Genomic DNA, 21,238 nt, shown 5'->3' with positions numbered 1-21,238 from the left:
ATATCTAGGGAGGGATATTATTCCTTCCCGGACCAAGGGGTTTTATAAGCCCTTTTTTTTGCCGATTATTTTATACCTATGGATTTATGTACATTAATTATCTTTATAGTATGGAAACGGTAAATTACTCAGACTTTCGTTCTAACCTGAAGTATTGGTTCGATAAAGTAATCAATGATGTAAGCGATGTCATTATCAAGCGTAAAAACGGTAAGGACCTTGTTTTGATTTCATTGGATGAATACAATTCATTAAAGGAGACTACCTATCTTTTGACTGGGAAAAACAGGGATGTTTTATTAAATTCTATCAAAGAACTGGAAACAGGTAAAGGAATGGAAAAAGACTTGATCGAATAGATGAAATTAACTTGGTCTAGTTCTTCTTGGGAAGATTATTTGATTTGGCAAAAAGTCGGTAAGAAAATAGTAAAACGAATCAACGAACTTATTAAAAGTTGTATGCGGACACCTTTTGAAGGGATAGGGAAACCCGAAGCCTTGAAGGGAGATTTACAAGGATATTGGTCCTGGCGAATTACCACAGAACATCATTGGTCTACAAATATGAAAATGAACAATTATTGATAGCGGCTTGTCGTTATCATTATGGCAAATAACCCCCAGGACACTTATTAAACAAGCGCAGGAGGCTTTAGGAAAAATTGTACCCATCACTGTGAAAGAGTTGGTCAAGTATGGGTATTATCAGAAATAAACCCCTTATTTTCGAATTTTTAAAAAAACCATGATGACAATAGAAGATCTTATCTTGCCAGAATTTATTTTCGGAGAGTTCCCCATAAAGGACGACAGCTTTAACGATCAGCGCCAGTTTATTATCCATAAGGGAACATCCCTTATCGAGGTACTAGCGCAGGATGAATTTACCAATGTAGTTTTTGACGATAAAACGGGCAAGCAATATTCCTATTTCGGGGAGGATTTTACCTTATTCTATCAGACCAACAATACCGCTGCTTCTGGTCAAAACGAAATGGAGGTTTTGGACCGAGCCTGGGAATGGTACCGGGAATATTTGATATGGGAGGACACTCAAGAGGACTAAACCTTGGCAAATTTAGAAATGGAAACAATCCATTACAAACCCCAGAGAAATATCAAAACGTAAAATACTTTTGACCTTTGCCGGGCCAGTTTACCACCAGGGCATTTCCAAACTGCATATGGTTCAATATTAATGAATATAAAAAAGTGAGTTGGGGGTACTTTTGAATAGTTTTCAAAGGGGAAAAGATCGAACCTAACACAAAGATCCTATAAAAAAGCGGAAATACCCTTACAGTAATTCCGCTTTTCGATTCAAACTTGCGTTTGCTTTTTTCGAAGGAAAAAATACGGATTTTCTTTTAACTTCTTCAGGCGGTCCGTTTTCCAGGGAATTTCATTTTTCTGTGGACTGTGTAAGAAAGAGGCATTCTTATACCTATTCAAAACATTCCCCATAGAAAAAAACCGGATCTGTCAACCAGATAACTCAACCCTAGCTTGTCGGAGGGCCAACCTTAGTTATTGGCGCTACTTTTTTTATTCTTTGGTGTATTCAAATCGATATTCCCCATTTTTCAAAATCAAACTATCTTTAGTTAGTTTATCAATAATGTAGGTTTCATCATCAATAAAGGATGTACCATTTCCAATACTTTCAACAGTGAAGGTGATTTGGTTTCCTTGTACTTCCCAAGTTTTATAGAGTAAAGTTTTCATATTGTCAGAACTAGCGGAGCCATCTTTAAAAAGCGTGAAATGTAATGCAAATTCAGAATAGTCTTTCCAAGATCCGACAAGAAGATCTTTATCTATAGTAGAACTCTGTTTGTCTTCGTTTTGTATTTCAAAGGTGATTTCGCTTTCGGGGGTATTTTTTCTTTCGTTTCTACAAGAACCCAATAAGTGTATTCCAATTAGCAATAGGATTGGAATTGCCCTTGTCTTGATTACTAAATTTTTCATTGTTTTGTGACGATGTTAATGTTTATATAGTTTTAACAGCTAAATTATTTTGATTGATCTTAATAGAACGATGGCTAGTTATATCCAAATAACACAAACTGCATTTTGGGCAACTACTTTACTAAGACTATATGGTCATCTGCATATAAATGTTAGATCCAATATTATTACAATTATAAGGAGAAAAAAGACGACTAAAGGAATGAATCGACAAGTACGTTTAAAAATCCCATGAAGTAAACCATTGGAATTTTATGAAGTCTAAAAAAAAGCAGGGTCTACGTAATCTTTACTATACAGTGTTTTATTACTTGAAAAGAAGGTAAAAAAATAAAAAAAACAGCCTCAAAAAGAATGTAGCAAGAACAGCGATGAAGATCGTTACAATAGGTAGAATACCTACTATTTTATCTTTTTTTTAGAGTTGGTATTTTCAGCAGTTTTCCATGTTTATTCTTCTATTTCTACGATTTTGCGACATCATTTTTATTTCCACTTCATATTCTGTAGCCTAACAGCATTCAAAATTGCCAATAGAGCCACTCCCACATCCGCAAAAACTGCCTCCCACATTGTTGCAACACCGCCAGCACCCAAAATCAGAACTACTGCTTTCACCCCAAATGCCAAACCAATGTTTTGCCAAACGATGCGCCGTGTGGAACGGCCAATTTTAACAGCTTTTGCAAATTTACTGGGTTGGTCCGTTTGAATAATAACGTCTGCTGTTTCAATAGCTACATCGCTGCCCAATCCGCCCATTGCAACACCTACATCACTTACAGCTAACACCGGCGCATCATTTATACCATCACCCATAAAGGCCAACTTATTGTTTTTTGCAGACATCAATTTTTCGACTTCGTTCAATTTATCTTCCGGAAGCAGACCACCTTTCGCCCAATCCATGCCCAATTCTTTGGCAACTTGTTGGGTAATGGGATCCTTGTCCCCTGAAAGCATTATGATTTTTGAAATTCCCGACTCTCTAATTTGCTTAATGGCCTGTTGCGCATCGTCCTTCAACTCGTCCGCAATGGTTACATATCCGGCCAATTTCCCTTCAATGGAAATCATTACGATCGACTCTACGATGTTGTCGGTCTCAACTGGCACTTCCAAATTGTTTGAGGTCATCAATGCCTTATTCCCGACCAAAACTGTTTTGCCGTTTACTGTTCCTTTCAATCCTTTTCCTGCTATTTCACTTACTTCGGAAGCTTGAAAACTGTCGCCATCGGCTTTATATTCCATAATGGCCCTGGCAATGGGATGGGTGGATTGTTCTTCCATAGCCATTAAGTATTTCATCATTTCGGGTTCGCTCAATGACCCACTGCTTATAACGACATTTTTAATTTTAAAAACACCTTTGGTCACGGTGCCGGTCTTGTCCATCACTACGGTGGTTACCCTTGTCATTTCATCTAAAAAGGACGCCCCTTTAAAAAGGATCCCATTTTTTGAAGCTGCCCCCAAACCGCCAAAATAGCCCAACGGGATTGAGATTACTAGAGCACAGGGACAGGAAATGACCAAGAAGATCAATGCTCTGTACAACCATTCGCGAAAAACATAATCGGATACAAAAAAGTAGGGCAAAATAGTCAATGCAATTGCCAAGAATACTACGATGGGGGTATAGATCCTTGCAAACTTTCTGATAAACAATTCGGTTTTTGATTTACGCGCGGTGGCGTTTTGGACCATATCCAGAATTCGGGCAATCGAACTATCCTTAAATTCTTTGGTGGTCTCGATTTCAATTACGCCATCCAGGTTGATGGTTCCTGAAAATACTTTTTCGCCCTTCACAATCGTATCGGGTTTGCTTTCCCCTGTTAATGCTGCAGTATTAAATGAACCTTTTTCAGATAGTAAAATACCGTCCAAAGGGATTTTTTCGCCAACGCGTACCTGTACTTTTTCGCCAATAGCAACGGTCTCCGGACTTACTGAAATATAGTCGTTATTCCGATATACCCGAGCTTCATTGGGTCGTACATCGAGCAATGCTTTTATATTGCCTTTGGCACGATTGACCGCGGCATTTTGGAAGAGCTCGCCAACCGCATAAAAAAGCATTACTGCCACACCTTCAGGATATTCGCCAATGGCGAATGCACCTAAGGTGGCAATGGACATCAATAAAAACTCAGTAAACACATCTCCTTTTTTGATGCTTTCCCATCCTGCTTTTACTACTGGAAGACCAACTGGCAAATAAGCAATTCCATACCAAGTAATGCGAATCCAATCCTTGAAAAAGGTAACATCAAAATAGTCTAACCCAATACCAATAATTAGCATTGTAAAACTTATGATTGCTGGAATATAGGCTTTGATTTGACTTGAATTGGCACTATGATCTTGAGCACCATCCTGACTCTGTTGCTCTTTGGAATTTGGTTTTAGATCCCTTAAATTGACTTTCTTTTTTTTCATTTTACTTGAATAAATTTTTAATATCAATTGGAATAGGTATCGCTTTTAATGGTGGTACATTTGCACCTCCAGTATTGCCAAGCGGGATGTGATTTATAAAAGATTTCCAACCACCATCAACTAACCTTATTATTAGTCCAAATACCTCTTTGTTGTCTTTTTGCATTAAACCAAACTTTAGCATTAACCAATGCGAACAGGTGTGCTTGATTGGGTAAGATTGACCTATAATATGGCTTCTTTCTAAATGATACCAAGCATCGCTATACTGCTTTTTACTTAAATAATAGCGGTAGTGCCCCAATTCTTTACTATATGCCTGTTTAAGATGTTTAGGTGTTTTTATATAAAACTTCATATCCATTAATTTTGGAGAAAATAGTTTAATAGTTAGTGCAATGGAAGTGCATTTATCGTCCATTGCATTTATCGCAAATGCCCTTTACCACCAAATTCACATTCTCTGCCTTAAAACCTTCGGGCAAATTGATATGTGGTATTTTATGCTCTGTTAAACAAACTGTTTCATTACAATTTGCACAATGAAAATGCAGGTGTAGATCAGTATCCACTTCACAATTGCAATTCTCTTCACAAATAGCATATTTGGTACTACCGGTACCATCATCTATTTGATGGGCGACACCATTTTCAACAAAGGTTTTTAGGGTGCGGTACAATGTTGTCCTATCCGAATTATGAAAGTTCGCTTCAATATCGATCAAACTGACCGTTACTTTTTTGCTTAGGAGATATTGTAGGACCAACAAACGCATTGCAGTGGGTCTTACGTTATTATTCTCCAGTATTTGCTCTAAATCAGACATTTTGTTATAAATCAAAGCGTTTTAAAGAATCTCCCGTTTTAATCTGAAAGGCGTCTTCAATATCCGACAAATAAATAATGCCGTCAGCAGGTTCTTCGGTATTGCCATTTGTTACAATAATATCAATTGCCGATTGGGCTTCTTCATTTTGACATACCAACTCAATTTTTATTACTGGACTATTGGTAATATAAAAATCTAAGGATGGTCTTGCTCCTTTAGCCTTAAAAGCCCCAGTGCCTTCTGCTTGTGAAAGGGTCATACTTTTAAACCCATTATCTGTTAGGGCCTCAATAATTTTTTGTATCCTGTTTGGTTTTACAAATGCTTTTATTTCTTTCATAATTATGAATCTTTAAAATGTTAATCGATTTTGAACCGAGCCTGTTTTCTAATTTTTAACTAACTAATTAAGACGATAAACAAACTCGGAATCAAAATCTTTGATTATTATTGAATTAATGTCCGTGTTCCAGTTCGCCTTTAACCATTTCCGAAGAGAGGTTATAAGCTCCGTTTATCACGACTTTGGCATCCTTTGAAACTTCGGCAGGTAGATTGACTTCAACAAAGCCCAAATCAGTAATACCAACCGTTACGGGTATCATTTTAAATTTCATTTTGTTCGCTTTCATTTCTTTATCTTCATCCAAAATAAAAATAAAGGATTGCTCGCCTTCTTTTATAATGGCAGTTTCAGGTACGGCAAAACCTTTTTTCTCGCCCTGAACTATGCGTCCTTCCACGTACATACCCGGCAATAGGTTTTTATCCTTGTTTTCTATATCTACCAGAACTTCCAAAGCTTTTGGGTCAGTATTGAAGGTTTTGCCCACAGACCTAACGGTTGCTTTAAGCAGTTCATCTGGACGAGAAGCTGTTGAAAAATATATCTGTTGCCCTTTCTTGATTTGCTTTATGTCCTTCTCATATACTTTGAAGTTGACATAAATCTTTGAATTATCGCTTATTGAGAACATTTTGGATTGTTGCGCCACGTAATCGCCAAGGCTAATCATTACTTCATCCACATAGCCACTTATGGGTGTGGTAATGGGAACAGCGGAATATATCTGGCCTTCAGCCACTTTGTCAGGATTGATGCCCAACAGTCTCAATTGGGACCGCAAACCATTGACGCTGGATGTTGTGGAACGAAATTTTGACTGCGCCATCTGAAATTCCTTTCCAGAAGAAACACCTTTATCATAAAGGGTCTGCTTGCGCTCAAAATCCTGTTTCAAAAAGACCAGTTCATCATTTTTTTCCTGATATTCCTGTTGCATTGCAATGATATCTGGGTGTTCTATATATGCCAACACCTGTCCTTTGCTTACGTTATCTCCAGGTATTACTTTTATGGAACTCACATTTCCACCAACAAACGGACTGATGTTCGCCTTATCCTGTGGGAAAAGTTCCAGCATACCTGTTACCTTAATGTTGTTCCCTAAATTCCGTTCCTCCAGAGGCTTCGTTTCCAAACCGATGGTTTCAGCCTGTTGCTTTGTAAGTTCGACGACGCCTTCTTCCTCGCTGTGACCACCTTCTTCTTCTCCTTCATCGTGGCCTTCTTCTCCGTGTGTATCTTCGCCCCCAGCCTCGGTTTTTGATACGCCTTCAGCTTCGTTATGCCCAAATTCAGATTTTTGGCCATCGTTACAACTCATAAACATAAGTGTAAATAATACGGTACTTACTAATAGTATATTTTTCATTTCTCTTTTTTTAAGGTTATAAATTGCCCAATTGATATTGCATATCAATGGTTTGCTGGTTATACTGATTGATGTATTGTAAATGGGTCTGTTTAATGCGGATGGCACTGTTGAGAATCGTGATGTAATTGACGTAATCTATTTCGCCCTCTTTTGATGCCAGTTCTGCGGTTGTTATTTGTTCTTCCGCCAAAAGCAATGCGCCTTCTTCATAGTATGCAAGGATTTTTTTTGTTTTTTCCAATGATTTTAACAATTGGGAAACCTTGCTCTCGGTAACCGCTTTTTGCTCCAAATATTGATTCTCTGCTACCATTGCATCTGCCTTGGCTGCCTTGACTCTCGACTTCTGTGGAAAAAACCATAACGGAATACTAATACCTGCCTGATAGGTATTAAAGCCTGAAACATCATCCACAACCTGCCTGCCAAACGATAAACTGAATTTCGGTAGGAATTGCGATTTTTCAACGCCCACATTTGCTTTACTTACTTCAGCATTTTGCAAGGCATATTGCAACATTGGGTTATTTGCTACCGAAGTTGAATCCAACGTTGCTATAAAATCCAATGGCTCGTAAAAACCATCAACTGTTTCGATGGTTTCATCAGTTCCCAAATATTGTTTTAAAGCACGTTTGGCAATTTCAATATCATCAAAAGCTTGTTGTCTTAAGACCTGAATCTGTTGAAACTCGGAAGAGGCTGAAATAAATTCCAACTTGCCTGTTTCTCCCGTGTCATACCGAAGTTGGGCAGCGGACTTAAAATTGGCATAAATACTGTCCAATTGGTCTGCAAAACGCAACTGTGCCTTGTAGTAATTAATTAGGTCATAGGCTTGCATCACATTGCGCACCAATTGTTGTTCACTGGCCACATAAAACTTTTCTCCCAAGGCAATGCGCTCTTTGTAAAACTTGGATTTCGAAAATCCGGAAAGGAAGTCAATATTGCCCTGTTGCACGCCAACTGTTGTCTGCACTCCAGGAAGATTATTGCCATATTCTTCTTTGCCCGTGAAAACTTGTGTGCTACCAAGGTCAAAACTCGTTCCCTTTAGTGCCTTTTCCCGTTCAATAAATGCCTGACTTTCCTTAAGTGATGGATAATTCTGTTTTGCCATAGCAATGGCCTCATCTACAGTCAAGGTTTTTGGAATTGTTCCATCTTGATTGATATCTTGGGCCACCGCGGTTCCAGAAGCCATCAAACCGCCAACCATCAACAATACGGTTACAATGTTCGTTGATTTGTTGACATAGCTTACACCTCCATCGTTATTGTTTCGTTCCTTTCTCGATTCAAGCCAATAATAAAGAATAGGAATAACCACCAAGGTCAGAAATGTTGCCGTAAGCATTCCTCCAATGACTACTGTCGCCAAAGGCCGCTGTACTTCTGCACCACCAGAGGTAGAAATCGCCATTGGGATAAAGCCCATAATTGTTGTAATGGCTGTTAATAAAATTGGACGTAAACGTTCGTGCGTAGCTTCGTATATACGCTTTTTTAAATCTGCCATTCCACTGTCTTTTAGTTCATTGAATTTGTTTATGAGTATGAGTCCGTTCAATACCGCAACTCCAAAGAGAACGATAAACCCGACTCCAGCCGAAATACTGAAAGGCATTCCACGAATCAACAAAACGAAAACCCCGCCAATGGCTGCCAAAGGAACCGCCATATAGATCATTAAGGCCTGTGAAAATGAATTCAAAGCAAAATAAAGCAGAACAAATATTGTGATTAGAACGATTGGCACTACAATCGTCAATCGTTCTGATGCACGTTGCAAGTTTTCGAACGAACCTCCGTAGGTTACAAAATAACCTGGTGGCAGTTTTACTTCCGTTTCCAGTTTTTGCTGAATTTCCTCAACCATCGATTTTACATCACGCATACGAACATTGACCCCTACCGAAATGCGACGCGAGGTATTATCCCTTGAAATCTGCATCGGTCCGGGTTTGTAACTGATATCTGCAACTTCCTTTAAAGGCACTTGAGCACCACTTGGTAAATCGATATAAAGGTTTTTAAGACTGTTTATGTCTTGTCTAAAGTCCTCCGCCAAACGAATGACCACATCAAAGCGTTTTTCGCCCTCAAAAATCACACCTGCGGCTTCTCCTGAAAACGATGCACTCACATAATCATTCAGCTTGTCAACGGTTACACCATATTGTGCCATTTTCGCACGGTTATATACCACCGTCATTTGTGGTAAACCACTTGTAGCCTCCACATTAATGTCAGCCGCTCCGGGAACGGTCCTAATTACTGCCGCGATTTCCTGTATCTTGTCTGCCAAAACGTCCAAATCTTCTCCGTACAATTTGATGGCCACGTCTTCACGGACACCTGTAAGCAATTCATTAAAACGAAGTTCTACAGGTTGTGTAAACACAAAATTTACGCCGGGAACTACTGAAATTTTTTCTTGAATCTTTTCTATGAGTTCTTCTTTACTATCTGCGGATGTCCATTTACTCTTGTCCTTTTCAAGAATAATGTAACTATCCGCAATATCCATAGGCATTGGGTCTGTAGGTATTTCGGCCACACCAATCCTTGAAACTACCGTTGTTACTTCTGGAAATTCATTGATTAAATTCTGAAGTTTTTTTGAAGCCTCAATGGATTCTGTAAGACTGCTCCCTGGTTTTATCAATGCTTGAAATGCAATATCGCCTTCATCAAATTTAGGGACAAATTCTGCTCCCATATTGCTAAATACAAATCCTGCAATCAAAAGCAAGGCAACCGCGCCTATAACCACACCTGCCCGAAAGCGAAGTGCAAAATTTAATATAGGCAGATAGATACGATTCAGAACCCCCATAATTTTATCACTGAACCTATCCATCTTGTTTTCAAATTTGGCAAACCAACTATTTTGATTTTTAGCAGGTTTTAAAAATAATGATGACATCATTGGGACATAGGTAAGACAAAGTATAATCGCTCCTAAAACTGCAAATCCGAAGGTAAATGCCATTGGCCGGAACATTTTCCCTTCCACACCGGTCAAAAACAGAATAGGTGTAAAAACTATAAGAACAATTAGTTGACCGAAGAAGGCAGAATTCATCATTTTACTTGAAGAGTCATAGACGATTTCATCCATTTCAGCTTGGATAATAGCGGTTGTGGATTTTTTCATCCGTTGATGAATGTGGAAAACCGCTCCTTCCACGATAATCACCGCACCATCTACAATAATCCCAAAATCGATCGCACCCAAGGACATTAAATTTGCCCAAATGCCAAATTGTTTCATCAAAATAAATGCAAATAATAGGCATAAAGGGATTATCGACGCTGCTATCAAGCCACCACGGAAGCTTCCTAAAAGCAAGACCAAAACAAATATGACAATAAGGGCACCTTCTATTAGATTTGTTTTAACGGTACTTGTGGTTGCCTCAATAAGTTCACTTCTACTTAAAAAGGTATCGATATAAACGCCTTCAGGTAAAGATTTTTGGATTTCGGTTATACGCTTTTCAACATTTTCTATAACGATACTTGGACTTTCGCCTTTCAGCATCAGTATTTGTCCACCAACAGATTCGTGGCCATCTTGGGTAAATGCACCATATCGCACCTGATTCCCATAGCCCACTTTTTCAGCGACATCCCGCACTAAAACAGGGCTTCCGTTTTGTGTGGTTACAACTGTGTTTTCCAAATCTTCAATGCTACGCGCCAAACCTTCGCCACGGATAAAATTGGCCTGATGGTTTTTTTCAATATAAGCACCACCAGTATTGGCATTGTTCACTTTAAGGGCTTCAAAAACCTGATTCATTGTAATGCCAAAACTTTTTAGTTTATCAGGATTTATGGCAACTTCATATTGTTTCACATAGCCTCCAAAAGCATTGACCTCGACAACTCCTGGGACTAATGCCATTTGTCGTTTTACAATCCAATCCTGTATGGTACGAAGCTCCATAGCATCGTATTTATCTTCGTAGCCTTCTTTTACTTTTAGGGTGTATTGGTAGATTTCGCCCAGACCCGTAGTTATTGGTGCCATAAATGGTGTGCCGAAGCCTTCGGGGATTTCGCCAGCAACTTCCGTTAATTTCTCCTGCACTAATTGCCGGGGAAGATAAGTACCTGCCTCGTCCTTAAAGACAATGGTAACCACAGACAGCCCAAAACGAGATACGGAACGCAGCTCGATAACGTCAGGAAGGTTTGCCATTGCTAACTCTACGGGATAGGTTACAAATTGCTCAATATCTTCAGTGCCCAAATTTGGGGCAACGGTTATAACCTGTACTTGGTTGTTGGTAATATCGGGTACAGAACCCAAATTTATAGTGGCCATAGACCAAATGCCCGTACCTACAAGTGCCACTATAAATAGCCCAATAATAAATTTATTATTAATGGAAAATGAAATGATTTTATTAATCATAGAAAATGTATTAATTCAGTTTAAACATCGCAATGCAAAGAGATGCAATGCGTTTATGATGCGATACTTACTTTTAAAAGCATCACGGTAGGATATAGCTATCCTAAAAAAACTGAATTATACTTTAGGGGGTTGGAAAAGCGATTCCAGATATCTGGAAGTGAAGTTTACTTTATGTAAGTTAAACTGTTTTTTCTCTTCAAACTTTAGTCGATTGGTTAAAGCCGAATTGTTGTTCGCAATAATTAATACTAAAGGGTGACAACATTGATGATGGGAATGGACTGGTGTATTCTCCTTATCTGGGTTATTATGATGCCCTTCATTTTTTGCATCATTGTCAATGTAATCTTCAACTACATATTCAAGGAAAGAGTCTCCATAAACTTTATGGTCTTGATAATGGGTAATAATGCTTGAAATTTCTTTAATTGGGCCACAAAAGTCCATATCAATGCTAATTCCCTGAAAAAAGAATAAAAATGACATTGATATGGAAAAGAATATTTTCATAAAGTTTGACAAATTTACGGATTAATGAGTGCAACTGTATTGCAAAAGGAGGAATATCTTAGTCCCATAAAACGACCGTGGCTGTTGAGAACTCATGTAAAAATATTTACAAGATATAATTTAGTCGGTTAAACTCAGTTTACTGTAATCTAGTATCCTGTACCAAATCATAAAGTACAAGTAATACCCTCTAAGAATATTTATTTATTGTTGTACCTGAAATACAACAGCCGAGATGTAAATCTAGGCTTTCCCTTTAAGTACTCGACTTAGGAATACAATCTTCACTCCAAAGAAAGTGATTTTAAAACCCTGTTCCATAATGAAGATTACCAGGAAAAGAGCCTAGCAAAATAGGGCAGGGAACTGTATATGGAACTGGCGAATTGGGGGAGAATGATATTATTTTGATCGAAAATTAGTGTCATTTTGAGGAGTATTAATAGATATGGGGCTATTATAGTAGCATCAACTACCGTAATCTTCTATTAAAGTCTCAACCTCCAAACCACATCCCTAGAGCCATTCAACTCATCCAGTTTTACAATAAGTTTTTCATTGGTACCCAAAGTAAATTTTGGGTATACACAAATAAATTGGACTTTTTGGCCTTTTAAAACTACTCGTGGTATTTTAAATAGGTAGACAGGGGAGAGGAGTAGTTCTTGATAGGAAGCCTTTCGTCTTTTGTTTCCTGTTACCTTAAAGAGATTTAAGCTGTTAATTTCAAAATCAATAGAAGAGTTATTGGCTATTTCGAAAAGGATAAAGACCTCATGGTCATAATAGAAGCTTTTGGTCATGCGGATAGAAATCCCTTTCTTGTTTTTTAATTGGTTAAAGGGTAAAGGGTTTTTGAGTAATTGGGAGCTGAGTTTGGAATAGTCCGTGGTTTTAATAGTATCCTGTAAAGTTTTGTGGGATACCAGAACTTTTTTTGGTTTGTGTTTATGGGCACTACCAGATTTTTCATTTCCGATACTTTCGGAGGCGGCAATAAAATAACTAAGCTTGTCAAGTTCTTGGGAATAGTGTAACAAATAGGAATACACTTTGCCGTCGGAAGTAACCACCAACAGATTGCTTTCTTCTCCAGGGGTGGCCTGTAGCAATCCAAAGGACTGTTCTTTATCTCGGTTGAAACTAAAGGCGTACTTTGGGGAACCTGTGATTCCTTGGCGAATAGGGTTTGGGAAGAACAAGGAAACGACTTTTTTATCACTGGCCAAAATAGTGTCAGTGACATGGCTGTTTTGTGCTTCTGCAAATGCCAGAACACAAAGAAAACTGATCAAGGCTATTGAGTTTTTCATGTTTAATAGATTTAATGAGCGTTAATTGGCTTTTAGAATAAGCTTGTATTTATTGGTTACAGCCACTTTTACGTTTCTGTTATTGCGCTGGAACACCTTTTTGATTCCGCTTAATTGAGGAACACCGGCAATATTGATGTCATTCAATAAATCACCTGTCACTTCGTTCGTTACTTCACCACGGAAACTATTTTCTACATAAATTCCCTCCAATCCATCCTGTAGGTCAAAGGCTCTTAATTTTACAGGTTGATGGTTGATATTATCGATTTTTATATTAGTACGGTTCGGTTGAAAACTGATAACCCCATAGATTAAGGTGTTTTTCGGAATTGTCATTGTTCCCAATGTTATTTTATTAAGTAATCTCATCCGCAATCGGCTGTTGGCCTTCACCACTTGGTCACCATCTACTTCCACAAAAACATCCGGAACTTGAAGTGAGAAGGATAAAGGGGCCGATTGTGGGGCAGAGGCAAAAAATAGCTGATGCTCTAAGGCCAATTCTTTTGCAGTAATGGGTTCTTGAACTTCCTTTTCCTGGGGAATAGGAGGAATAGCCTTCAATAGTGGTTCTTTAGGAGGATCCGAATATCGGTAGCTACTTTCTGAATAATTGATCCGGCCCTGGTTGTAAATGCTGTCTACTATACGTTGCTTATCCTTATCCAAGAAATTGGGATCATATACGCCTGTGGCATCCAATAACTTGTCATCATATACACTAGGTGCGTTTTGTACTTGTTCTTCCTGGATGTTATCGATAGCTTCCAATTTGGTATTATACTCTTTTTGTTGCTGTTCCAATTTCGGTACCTCGGTATCTTCCAATGATTCATTATCAGTATTCCCGTTTTCCATGATTAAGAGCGCATAACCAAATATGAACAGTAAAATGATCAGCAATACAGAGCTAAAGACAATTTTGTTTTTCTCAATTCTCATGGTTCAATTTTTTTAAGGACTTCTCAAAAAAGTTCGTGATCAAAAGACCGTGTGTGTTTTTTGGGAAGTTGCGGTCTACATGGATCATATTCCCCGTAGTTACTAATTCATAGGTGTCCACGACGGTCCCCCTATTAATCTCAAATCTGGTAACGGTTTTAAAAGGATAAGGCTCTTTTGATAGATTTATTTCGGAATGGACTTTGAGGACCTTCTGGACCAACGAGTATTGCAATAGCCTGTTATAGACTCCGTCGAATTTCTTTTGTCTGTACAGTCCATCTACAGAGCTGTTTCCAAGCCACAAGGCCTTTTCCAAATTCTTTTTATAATTGCTCGCATCTATGTTGTAGAAATAGGTATGGAACAGGTCTAAATGCGATAATGATTCCACCGCTAAGTTTTCTTTTTGTGAAACTAATTTTAAGGGAATTACACTTCCGTCGGTATTGACCATAAGTACATTATTAAGAGTTTCCCGGTGCAGTTTTACAACAGATAAAATGGCAACGATACAGGTTACAGTAGAACCAATAACCAGAGACCATACAATAAATCGGTTTTGGTTCAGGAGACTATAAATGTTTTTATAAGGTGTTTTCATCTGTTCGTTTTTTTTGATAATTATCTGCAACCATATTTATTTTAACCTACCTGCTTATCAGTGATGTTTTCCTGTAGAAGGATCTAGCCTCCGATAAAAAGTCTAAATGTAAAAGAGATAGCCCTGCGGTATAATTTGAACTTAAGGAGTACGATAAACCCAATCGATGCCAATTGTACCATTGGTGCATAATAGCGAGTTCCCCAATCCGGACCGAACAAGCTCGACCAGAAATTGGTGTTCACTTCCGTATAGAGATTATTTATAAAAACATTTACCAAGAAAAAGGCCGGCACCAACATATAGACTCCTGCATAGAGTTTAAAAAAGTTGTAGGCCAATGACCTAAACTTTTCAAAAACGGCCAAGCTGATAACCAATGGGAAAAAGGCCTGCATAATGCCCAATAGAAAAAATCGTTCTGCCAAAAACAGCGGATAAATAAAAAGATCCAATAGCCATAGGAACAACCCAAGGATGAAGGACACGAACCTTAATACGTATAAGGGAGTCGCTAAGGACTCATATAAAAGCGCCATGGCTTTTTTGGCGGCTACCAAAGCACCCACATCCTGTTCAATGTCGATATCCTGCAACTGTAACGGGAGGAGTGCCGGAGCCGTGTCCCTATATTGGGCCTCAATGGCCACCAAAATGTTGTCGAACACTCCTAATACCTGTGTGGAAAAAATGACCAAAATCACAACGGTAAAATTCTTAGCAAGTTCAGTAGGGGTCAGTCCCCAAGTATAACCGTCTTTGTTCGCAACCCCTTCATTGTATTTTTTTAGGATATTGATGAGAAAAAATAGCAAAGCTAAAGTCTTCATTCCCGTAATAGTATATTGCGAGAATTCACTGTTTTTTATCATTTGAAAAACAGTATCCACATATTCGAGCCCTATTGCTAAAACAGTATACGACATTAGTATTTGGTTTCTCTATTGTTCATCTTGTCCTGCATCTCCCTAAAAGCGATGATTTCTCGGTATCGTCGTGTCTTGGCCTCTATCTCCGCTACCATTTCTTTGGTTTCAAGTTCTTTTTTCTTAAGGATTGATGCGCGTTCAGCATCGGTCATCCTAAGATTGTCACTGGATAACACTTCTTCGATATATTCCATTCCCGATAAAGAGTTTTCTAATATGTCATTGAATGAATCTGAAATCCGGATGACTTCATCAGGTTGTATATAGGTTGATTGAAAAATGTCCCTTAGATCAACCTGAACTATATCGAACAGACGTTGATGGCTGATCGCTAGTTCTTTTACAGCCCTTAGTTGTTTGATAACATTATTGACCTTATCCACGTTCTCTTTCTGTTGTTGTAGAAATTTTACGGTCTTTAATAATTGTGAGGTCTGCTTTCCCGATTCCAACAAAGATTTTGCAAATGAGATAAAATTGGTATTGTCATAAACAGGAAGGCCCTGTGCGCTAGAATTCACATGTACCAGTAGGAACAAGACGGCGAATAAAATGAGTTTCTCGATTTTATGTTTCATTTTAAACTAGTTTAAATTGTTATTAATTAATTCGGACTAAGACTCTTGCGTAAAAAGTTTTATGGCTTTTTCCATGTCTTTATGTTCTTGGTATAGCGCCATGATGGATTCGTTTTCAGCGCCATCGGTTAAAAAAGCAGCATAAACTTCTTTTGGCACTTCCAACCTGAAAATGTTGCTTTCCTTTCCGATCTTGATGAACATCTCGGTGTACTTTCGGGAACCCATGAGATTGTTTCTTATAGATTTTAACTGGTTCAAGTCATGGGAGGACAGGTTTAATCGGTTTTTTAATTCCTGGTATCCTTTTTCATTATTTAAACTATAGATGACCTGGGTATTTTCTAATATGCTTGCCGAGGTAGCATTATCCGGCAATTGATTAATAGATTGAAGGATGATCCCTATGGACCCGTTCTGTTTTCGGATCGCTTGATAGTAGAATTCCACACTCTCAAGGACATTGTCAAACTTCAGCTGTTTGGCAAACTCATCGAAAAGAATAATACCTTTTTCTGCACGATTTTTCCAAATGGTGCGTTGGATGGCAGATTTTATAAGCTTCAACATCACCGAGAGGATTTCCTTTTTATCCCGTACTTCATCCAATTCAAAAACAATCAATCTTTTGTCCTCAATTTTATAGGTTTGGTCCTCACTGACCTCGAATAGAAAACTGTAGAGTCCATTCCCTACATATTCGGACATGATGTGCAGAAAGGCAGGTATGTTGAAATATTCTGCTTGTATTTTAAGTTTGGTTAATAGTGTGTTTTGGTGCAGTTCTATAAAATGGTAAAAGCTGTCCAAGGAATGCTCATTATCCACATTTTGATAGTAGTGCCGAAGTATTTTTTTAATGGACACGGACTGTTCTTTACTGGCCTTTTGGTATGAAGCTAAAAGTTCGAAAAGGAATACAGCAAGGTCTTCTAAGCGTTCTGGACTCAGGTCTTCTTGAGAATTAATATAAAAAGGGTTGATGCCCAAACTTTTACCGTTTTCATACCTCAGTACGGTATATTGCCCAGGATATAACCGTGCAAATTTGGTGTAGGATCCGCCAAGGTCGATAATGACCAGGCGCACCCCGCTTTCAAAATATTGACGAAGTATATTATTGGCCAGAAAAGACTTGCCTTCACCGGTTGGGGCGAAAATGGCAAAGTTACGGGCCTTGATACGCTTTTTCTTTTCATCCCAGACATCCTTTATGACGGGGATATTGTGGACCCTGTCATTGAAAATAATACCAGTACGATCAGATTTGTAGTTACTGTTATTAATGGTGAGGCATAAGGCATGCTTCAGGTCGGTCACGTAAAGGTCTTGGTTGGAAAAATTGGAGGAAAAGCAGAAATAACTGTTTAGAATATAATTTTTACGTTCCTCGCCTCTAGGGTAGTAAGGGGTAATATCGAGCTCCTTAAATTCAGTCCTTATTTTTGAACCTATTTTTTCCAATTGTTTTTTATCTCGATCCCAGTAGATAATATTTAAATGTCCCCTGATAATTCGAGAACTGTCATCATTATTGATCCGCTGTAGGATATCCTGGACCTTGGCAAGAGTTACTTTGTTTTGGGAACCAAAATTTGAGCTTTTGCTCAGTTCCTCGATTTTTTTATCTAGAATTTTCCGCCATTTATGTTTGTCATCTAGATAAATGATCTGATTTACGATATGGTTTTCTTTCAGGGTAAGACCTATGCCATCTATAAATCCCTGATGGAATACAAAATCGTCCGAGGTAAACTGTGCGTTGGTCTTACTGCTTTGGACACTATCCCCAAAACATAGCTCGCTATTGACAGCCAATACATCAAAGTAGTTCTCCCCGATACTAACCTTTGATTTTTCTAAAAGGATGTCGGTATCTAAACCCACATTGAAACCATTGAAGTAATTATCGGTCACCTTTAAGACATCGTTGGAATCCAATGGTGTAAACATCAATTTACGGCTATTGTTGAGAAAGGAAACTGCATCGTTTACAGAAGCTTTAAAGCCTATGATCTGGTTATCCGCTTCGATATGGATTTCTTTTGTGGCCTTTCGAAAAGGGTTTACATATTTTGGATTGTTCAGCGTTTTGTTTTTGGTAAGGATGAAGAATAGCAGGCAGCGGTGTTCCATATACTCACGGCCTTTGAAATGTTGATGAGTAGCTTTTTCTAAAAAGGTAGTTTTTGGCAACTTTTCAGAGGAGTATATTCTTTTAGTATAAATGTCCTGTTTATGGATAACCGTTCCTGTGGGCAATGATTTTAAGGCCTGAAACCAGATTCCATGGATGTCCTCAAAATCCTTTTCGGAAAGGGAATAGATTTCTGGCAATATTCCCTCATAACAAAGCACCACATTGCCATTGTTGGCAAAAACAATATTAGATTGGATGTCCACAATGGGATGGCAGGCAAATAGTTCAATCTTTTCCATAGGTAAGGGATGTTGATTTTTTATTACTGATGATTTTAGGAAATAGACTCTTAAATAGGAAGGGTAGTGGGGTATTTGTAATCCTGGTCAAGGCTATATAAAGGATTGTATTGAGAGCGCATAAACTTAGGATTATAGTGAGGCTGAAGGAGAAAATGACAACCATTAATGAACCAACAATGAATAGTATCTGTAGGGCAAAAAAGGATATAGGCAGCCCGAAGATCAGCGCTCTTTTTCTAATGTGCCTGTATACCTCAAATTTTTTCATCCCTAAGTGTTTAGTTGTTTTTTATGGTCCAAATGCAATTGGCTTTAGACATCTCGGTAGTAATCAAAATTTCTTAGACTACGATTCCTATTAAGTAGCTAAAGATGCCAACAACTGCGCCTGCAATAAGAACAAAGACCAATACTCGGGTAATACCCTTTTTTAAATCTGCATTTTCTCCAAAGAAATGCCCGGCGTTAAACAAAAACCCTATAAGGAAAATGACTCCAAGGATAATTGGAAAGATGGTCCTGATGGTATCGGAAACATCGTTTACAGAATCTTCTATGCCCCCAATCTGAGCAAAAGACGGTGCCGTTGCCAAAAGCGACAGTACAAGTGATTTACAAATTTTTTTCATGACGATGTGGTTTTTGAAGCCGTCCCGATAGTAGGGGGAAGGACGACTTATGGATTATTGTTTATTGAATTTCTAAAGGATTGGCAAGAATGATGGGAATAGAATAAATTTTAACATTCTAAAGTGTTAAAAATTAATGTATTGGAAGTGAATTGAGGAAATCGATGAATATTGTGCAACACGCATTAAATAATCACTGAGTTATGAAGCGATTTTTGACGATTTGTTTTGGATTATTCCTTGGTTTGAGCTTTGCTATGGGACAAGAAAAAAAGGCTCCAATAATAATCTTGGACCTTGGACATGGGGGAGTAGATTCTGGGGCGGTAGGGGTGAATGGGATAAGGGAAAAGGATGTTGTCCTTGCAGTAGGGAAGGAAGTTCTACGCTTGAACAAGGAGCTATATGGCAATCAACTGAATATATATTTAACTAGGTATTCTGACACCTTAATTTCGTTAGGCCATCGGGCCAAATTAGCAAAAGCTTTACGGGCAAACCTTTTTGTATCTATCCATTGTAACCAGGCACCAAGGAAAAAGGCACAAGGTATTGAAGTTTTTATACAGCATCCCCACATTAAAATGGATACGAAGCATCTATTACAATCGGAAAACTTGGCGAGAACAATTTTATTGGAGTTCGACAACTCCTTGGGCTTTAAAATCAGGGGTAGGAAGTATGCCAATTTTCAAGTTCTCAGGGATACCCAATTTACATGCCCAGCTGTTCTTTTGGAACTTGGATTTTTGTCCAATTCAGAAGAAGCTATACATAGCATGAAGAAATCGAGTATTTCAGGGTACGCAATAGCTATACTTCAATCTTTGATAGAGGTTGTTGGTAAGTACTTTAGCCCCAGATAGGTTCGGAGGGATATTTCATTGTACATTATATCATACTTTTCTTCCAAGTATTCAATGGTATAATCGTAGATCGTCTTTTTCCTGGCATCCTCTACCTTGTAGGGTTGACCCCGATGGTCGCCGACTATCATGGCCGTCTTTTTTTTAGGGTGTGTCTCAGCGCCTCGTTCTCAATATCGGCCTTGGATTTTCGGCTATTTTGGAGTAGCCAACTGTTTAGTTTCTTCTTTTCAAAGAATATCATTTTTCCGTTGGGCTTGGAGTGGGGGATAGCCCTGGAGGAAGTCAGTTTGTAAAGATAGCTTCTCGATATTCCGGTGTAGTCACAGGTTTCCTCAAAAGTTAACACCTCTTTATGGGCGGTTAACAGTTTTTCCAAACGATCTAAGCGATCAAAAATTAAAATAGTGTCCATTTGTTTCTCTTTTAAGATTAAGAAATGAACAAAAGCGCTTTTGTTTACCTTTTATAGGTTTGTTAAAATAAAAGTAAGGAAATGGATGCTTTAAAGCGAAATTTATTATTACAAGTTGTTCACAAATATCTAATAATGAGTTGTTTGTGTTAAATGTAGTCAAATGGTATCAAGAATAATGATCCAAAATTTATTTGAAATTATGAGATATCAAATAACGGTAGATTTAATTATAGAAAAATACCGGTTTAGCCCAAGAATTCATAGTTATTAACAATTAGAAAAATTAAATTCAGAAAAAAGAAAGAAAAAAACGCAGATTCCAAGTCAGCAATTGTCAATAGGTGATTTTAAATTTAAACTGGATCTATTTTATGATTGATATTGTAACAGGGGAATCATCCTAAATCAGTTCCTGACGATCTATGAAAAAAGAGTCAGACTTTAGATAAAAGTCCAACCCCTGTTATTTTAAAGGGACTATCTCATAAAGTGTGTAAACAAAAAAATAACGGGGGCCGGCCCCCGTTATTTTTTTGTTTAATTTTAATTTTTTGCACTTTATGAAAAAAGAAGATCTATTTGATGATGATTTCCTTAAACAGTTCA

19 protein-coding genes and 1 pseudogene are annotated in these 21,238 nt (G+C 38.1%); 4 read left to right on the top strand and 16 right to left on the bottom strand.

Annotated elements, in window-relative coordinates:
- Window positions 1-110: 110 nt before the first annotated feature.
- The 3 genes and pseudogenes from HCG49_RS17240 (at window position 111) to HCG49_RS17230 (ending at window position 1,068) form a co-directional block, all read left to right on the top strand.
- Window positions 111-359, top strand: coding sequence for a type II toxin-antitoxin system Phd/YefM family antitoxin (locus HCG49_RS17240; RefSeq protein ID WP_072765465.1), 249 nt, complete (start codon window positions 111-113; stop codon window positions 357-359).
- Window positions 360-619, top strand: a pseudogene (locus tag HCG49_RS17235) (Txe/YoeB family addiction module toxin). It begins immediately after the preceding gene.
- Window positions 620-747: 128 nt separating this feature from the next.
- The gene (locus tag HCG49_RS17230; protein WP_143150525.1) at window positions 748-1,068 is read left to right on the top strand and encodes a hypothetical protein; all 321 of its coding nucleotides are present in this window, start codon (window positions 748-750) and stop codon (window positions 1,066-1,068) included.
- A gap of 479 nt (window positions 1,069-1,547) precedes the next feature.
- Here HCG49_RS17230 and HCG49_RS17225 read toward each other — a convergent pair whose 3' ends face one another.
- The 15 genes from HCG49_RS17225 to HCG49_RS17155 all read right to left on the bottom strand — a co-directional run bounded on the left by HCG49_RS17225 (window position 1,548) and on the right by HCG49_RS17155 (window position 19,348).
- Window positions 1,548-1,973: a lipocalin family protein gene (locus HCG49_RS17225; RefSeq protein WP_084668515.1), complete on the bottom strand. Its 426-nt coding sequence runs from the start codon at window positions 1,971-1,973 to the stop codon at window positions 1,548-1,550.
- 486 nt (window positions 1,974-2,459) lie between these two features.
- Window positions 2,460-4,418 (bottom strand): heavy metal translocating P-type ATPase, encoded by a 1,959-nt coding sequence (locus HCG49_RS17220; protein WP_168470755.1) that lies wholly within the window; start codon window positions 4,416-4,418, stop codon window positions 2,460-2,462.
- Between the two features lies 1 nt (window position 4,419).
- Window positions 4,420-4,776 carry a DUF3703 domain-containing protein gene (locus HCG49_RS17215; protein WP_168470754.1) on the bottom strand — a complete coding sequence of 119 codons (357 nt, stop codon included), beginning with the start codon at window positions 4,774-4,776 and terminating at the stop codon, window positions 4,420-4,422.
- A gap of 52 nt (window positions 4,777-4,828) precedes the next feature.
- Window positions 4,829-5,245 carry a Fur family transcriptional regulator gene (locus HCG49_RS17210; protein WP_072765462.1) on the bottom strand — a complete coding sequence of 139 codons (417 nt, stop codon included), beginning with the start codon at window positions 5,243-5,245 and terminating at the stop codon, window positions 4,829-4,831.
- A gap of 4 nt (window positions 5,246-5,249) precedes the next feature.
- Entirely contained in the window at window positions 5,250-5,588 is a 339-nt protein-coding gene (locus tag HCG49_RS17205; protein WP_168470753.1) for a P-II family nitrogen regulator, read from the bottom strand.
- Window positions 5,589-5,703: 115 nt separating this feature from the next.
- Window positions 5,704-6,963 carry an efflux RND transporter periplasmic adaptor subunit gene (locus HCG49_RS17200; RefSeq protein WP_168470752.1) on the bottom strand — a complete coding sequence of 420 codons (1,260 nt, stop codon included), beginning with the start codon at window positions 6,961-6,963 and terminating at the stop codon, window positions 5,704-5,706.
- 16 nt (window positions 6,964-6,979) lie between these two features.
- Window positions 6,980-11,395 (bottom strand): CusA/CzcA family heavy metal efflux RND transporter, encoded by a 4,416-nt coding sequence (locus tag HCG49_RS17195; protein ID WP_168470751.1) that lies wholly within the window; start codon window positions 11,393-11,395, stop codon window positions 6,980-6,982.
- Window positions 11,396-11,512: 117 nt separating this feature from the next.
- Complete coding sequence (locus tag HCG49_RS17190) at window positions 11,513-11,908, bottom strand: hypothetical protein (protein WP_240938727.1); 396 nt, start codon at window positions 11,906-11,908, stop codon at window positions 11,513-11,515.
- A gap of 488 nt (window positions 11,909-12,396) precedes the next feature.
- Window positions 12,397-13,221 (bottom strand): DUF4138 domain-containing protein, encoded by an 825-nt coding sequence (locus HCG49_RS17185; protein WP_168470750.1) that lies wholly within the window; start codon window positions 13,219-13,221, stop codon window positions 12,397-12,399.
- Between the two features lie 21 nt (window positions 13,222-13,242).
- Window positions 13,243-14,166, bottom strand: coding sequence for a conjugative transposon protein TraM (gene traM / locus HCG49_RS17180; RefSeq protein WP_168470749.1), 924 nt, complete (start codon window positions 14,164-14,166; stop codon window positions 13,243-13,245).
- Window positions 14,156-14,770 (bottom strand): conjugal transfer protein TraK, encoded by a 615-nt coding sequence (locus tag HCG49_RS17175; RefSeq protein ID WP_168470748.1) that lies wholly within the window; start codon window positions 14,768-14,770, stop codon window positions 14,156-14,158. Before HCG49_RS17175 ends, traM begins: the two co-directional genes overlap by 11 nt.
- A gap of 83 nt (window positions 14,771-14,853) precedes the next feature.
- The gene (locus HCG49_RS17170; RefSeq protein ID WP_168470747.1) at window positions 14,854-15,696 is read right to left on the bottom strand and encodes a hypothetical protein; all 843 of its coding nucleotides are present in this window, start codon (window positions 15,694-15,696) and stop codon (window positions 14,854-14,856) included.
- Window positions 15,696-16,277, bottom strand: coding sequence for a conjugal transfer protein (locus HCG49_RS17165; RefSeq protein WP_168470746.1), 582 nt, complete (start codon window positions 16,275-16,277; stop codon window positions 15,696-15,698). The genes HCG49_RS17170 and HCG49_RS17165 overlap by 1 nt, the downstream gene beginning before the upstream one ends.
- Window positions 16,278-16,313: 36 nt before the next feature.
- Window positions 16,314-18,716 (bottom strand): TraG family conjugative transposon ATPase, encoded by a 2,403-nt coding sequence (locus HCG49_RS17160; protein WP_168470745.1) that lies wholly within the window; start codon window positions 18,714-18,716, stop codon window positions 16,314-16,316.
- Between the two features lie 344 nt (window positions 18,717-19,060).
- A complete protein-coding gene (locus HCG49_RS17155; RefSeq protein WP_072766043.1) occupies window positions 19,061-19,348 on the bottom strand; it encodes a hypothetical protein in 288 nt (95 codons plus the stop codon).
- Between the two features lie 203 nt (window positions 19,349-19,551).
- On the opposite strand from HCG49_RS17155, the gene HCG49_RS17150 reads away from it, so the two are divergent.
- Entirely contained in the window at window positions 19,552-20,214 is a 663-nt protein-coding gene (locus HCG49_RS17150; RefSeq protein ID WP_168470744.1) for an N-acetylmuramoyl-L-alanine amidase, read from the top strand.
- Between the two features lie 127 nt (window positions 20,215-20,341).
- Here the strand turns inward: HCG49_RS17150 and HCG49_RS17145 are convergent, their stop codons facing one another.
- On the bottom strand, window positions 20,342-20,629 hold the full coding sequence (locus HCG49_RS17145; protein WP_168470743.1) for a helix-turn-helix domain-containing protein: 288 nt from the start codon (window positions 20,627-20,629) through the stop codon (window positions 20,342-20,344).
- Window positions 20,630-21,238 lie beyond the last annotated feature (609 nt).

The organism is Arenibacter sp. 6A1 (assembly GCF_012272855.1).
Classification (GTDB): Bacteria; Bacteroidota; Bacteroidia; order Flavobacteriales; family Flavobacteriaceae; genus Arenibacter.
Note: the sequence above shows the minus strand (reverse complement) of the source record. Positions and strands in the feature narration are given on the sequence as shown.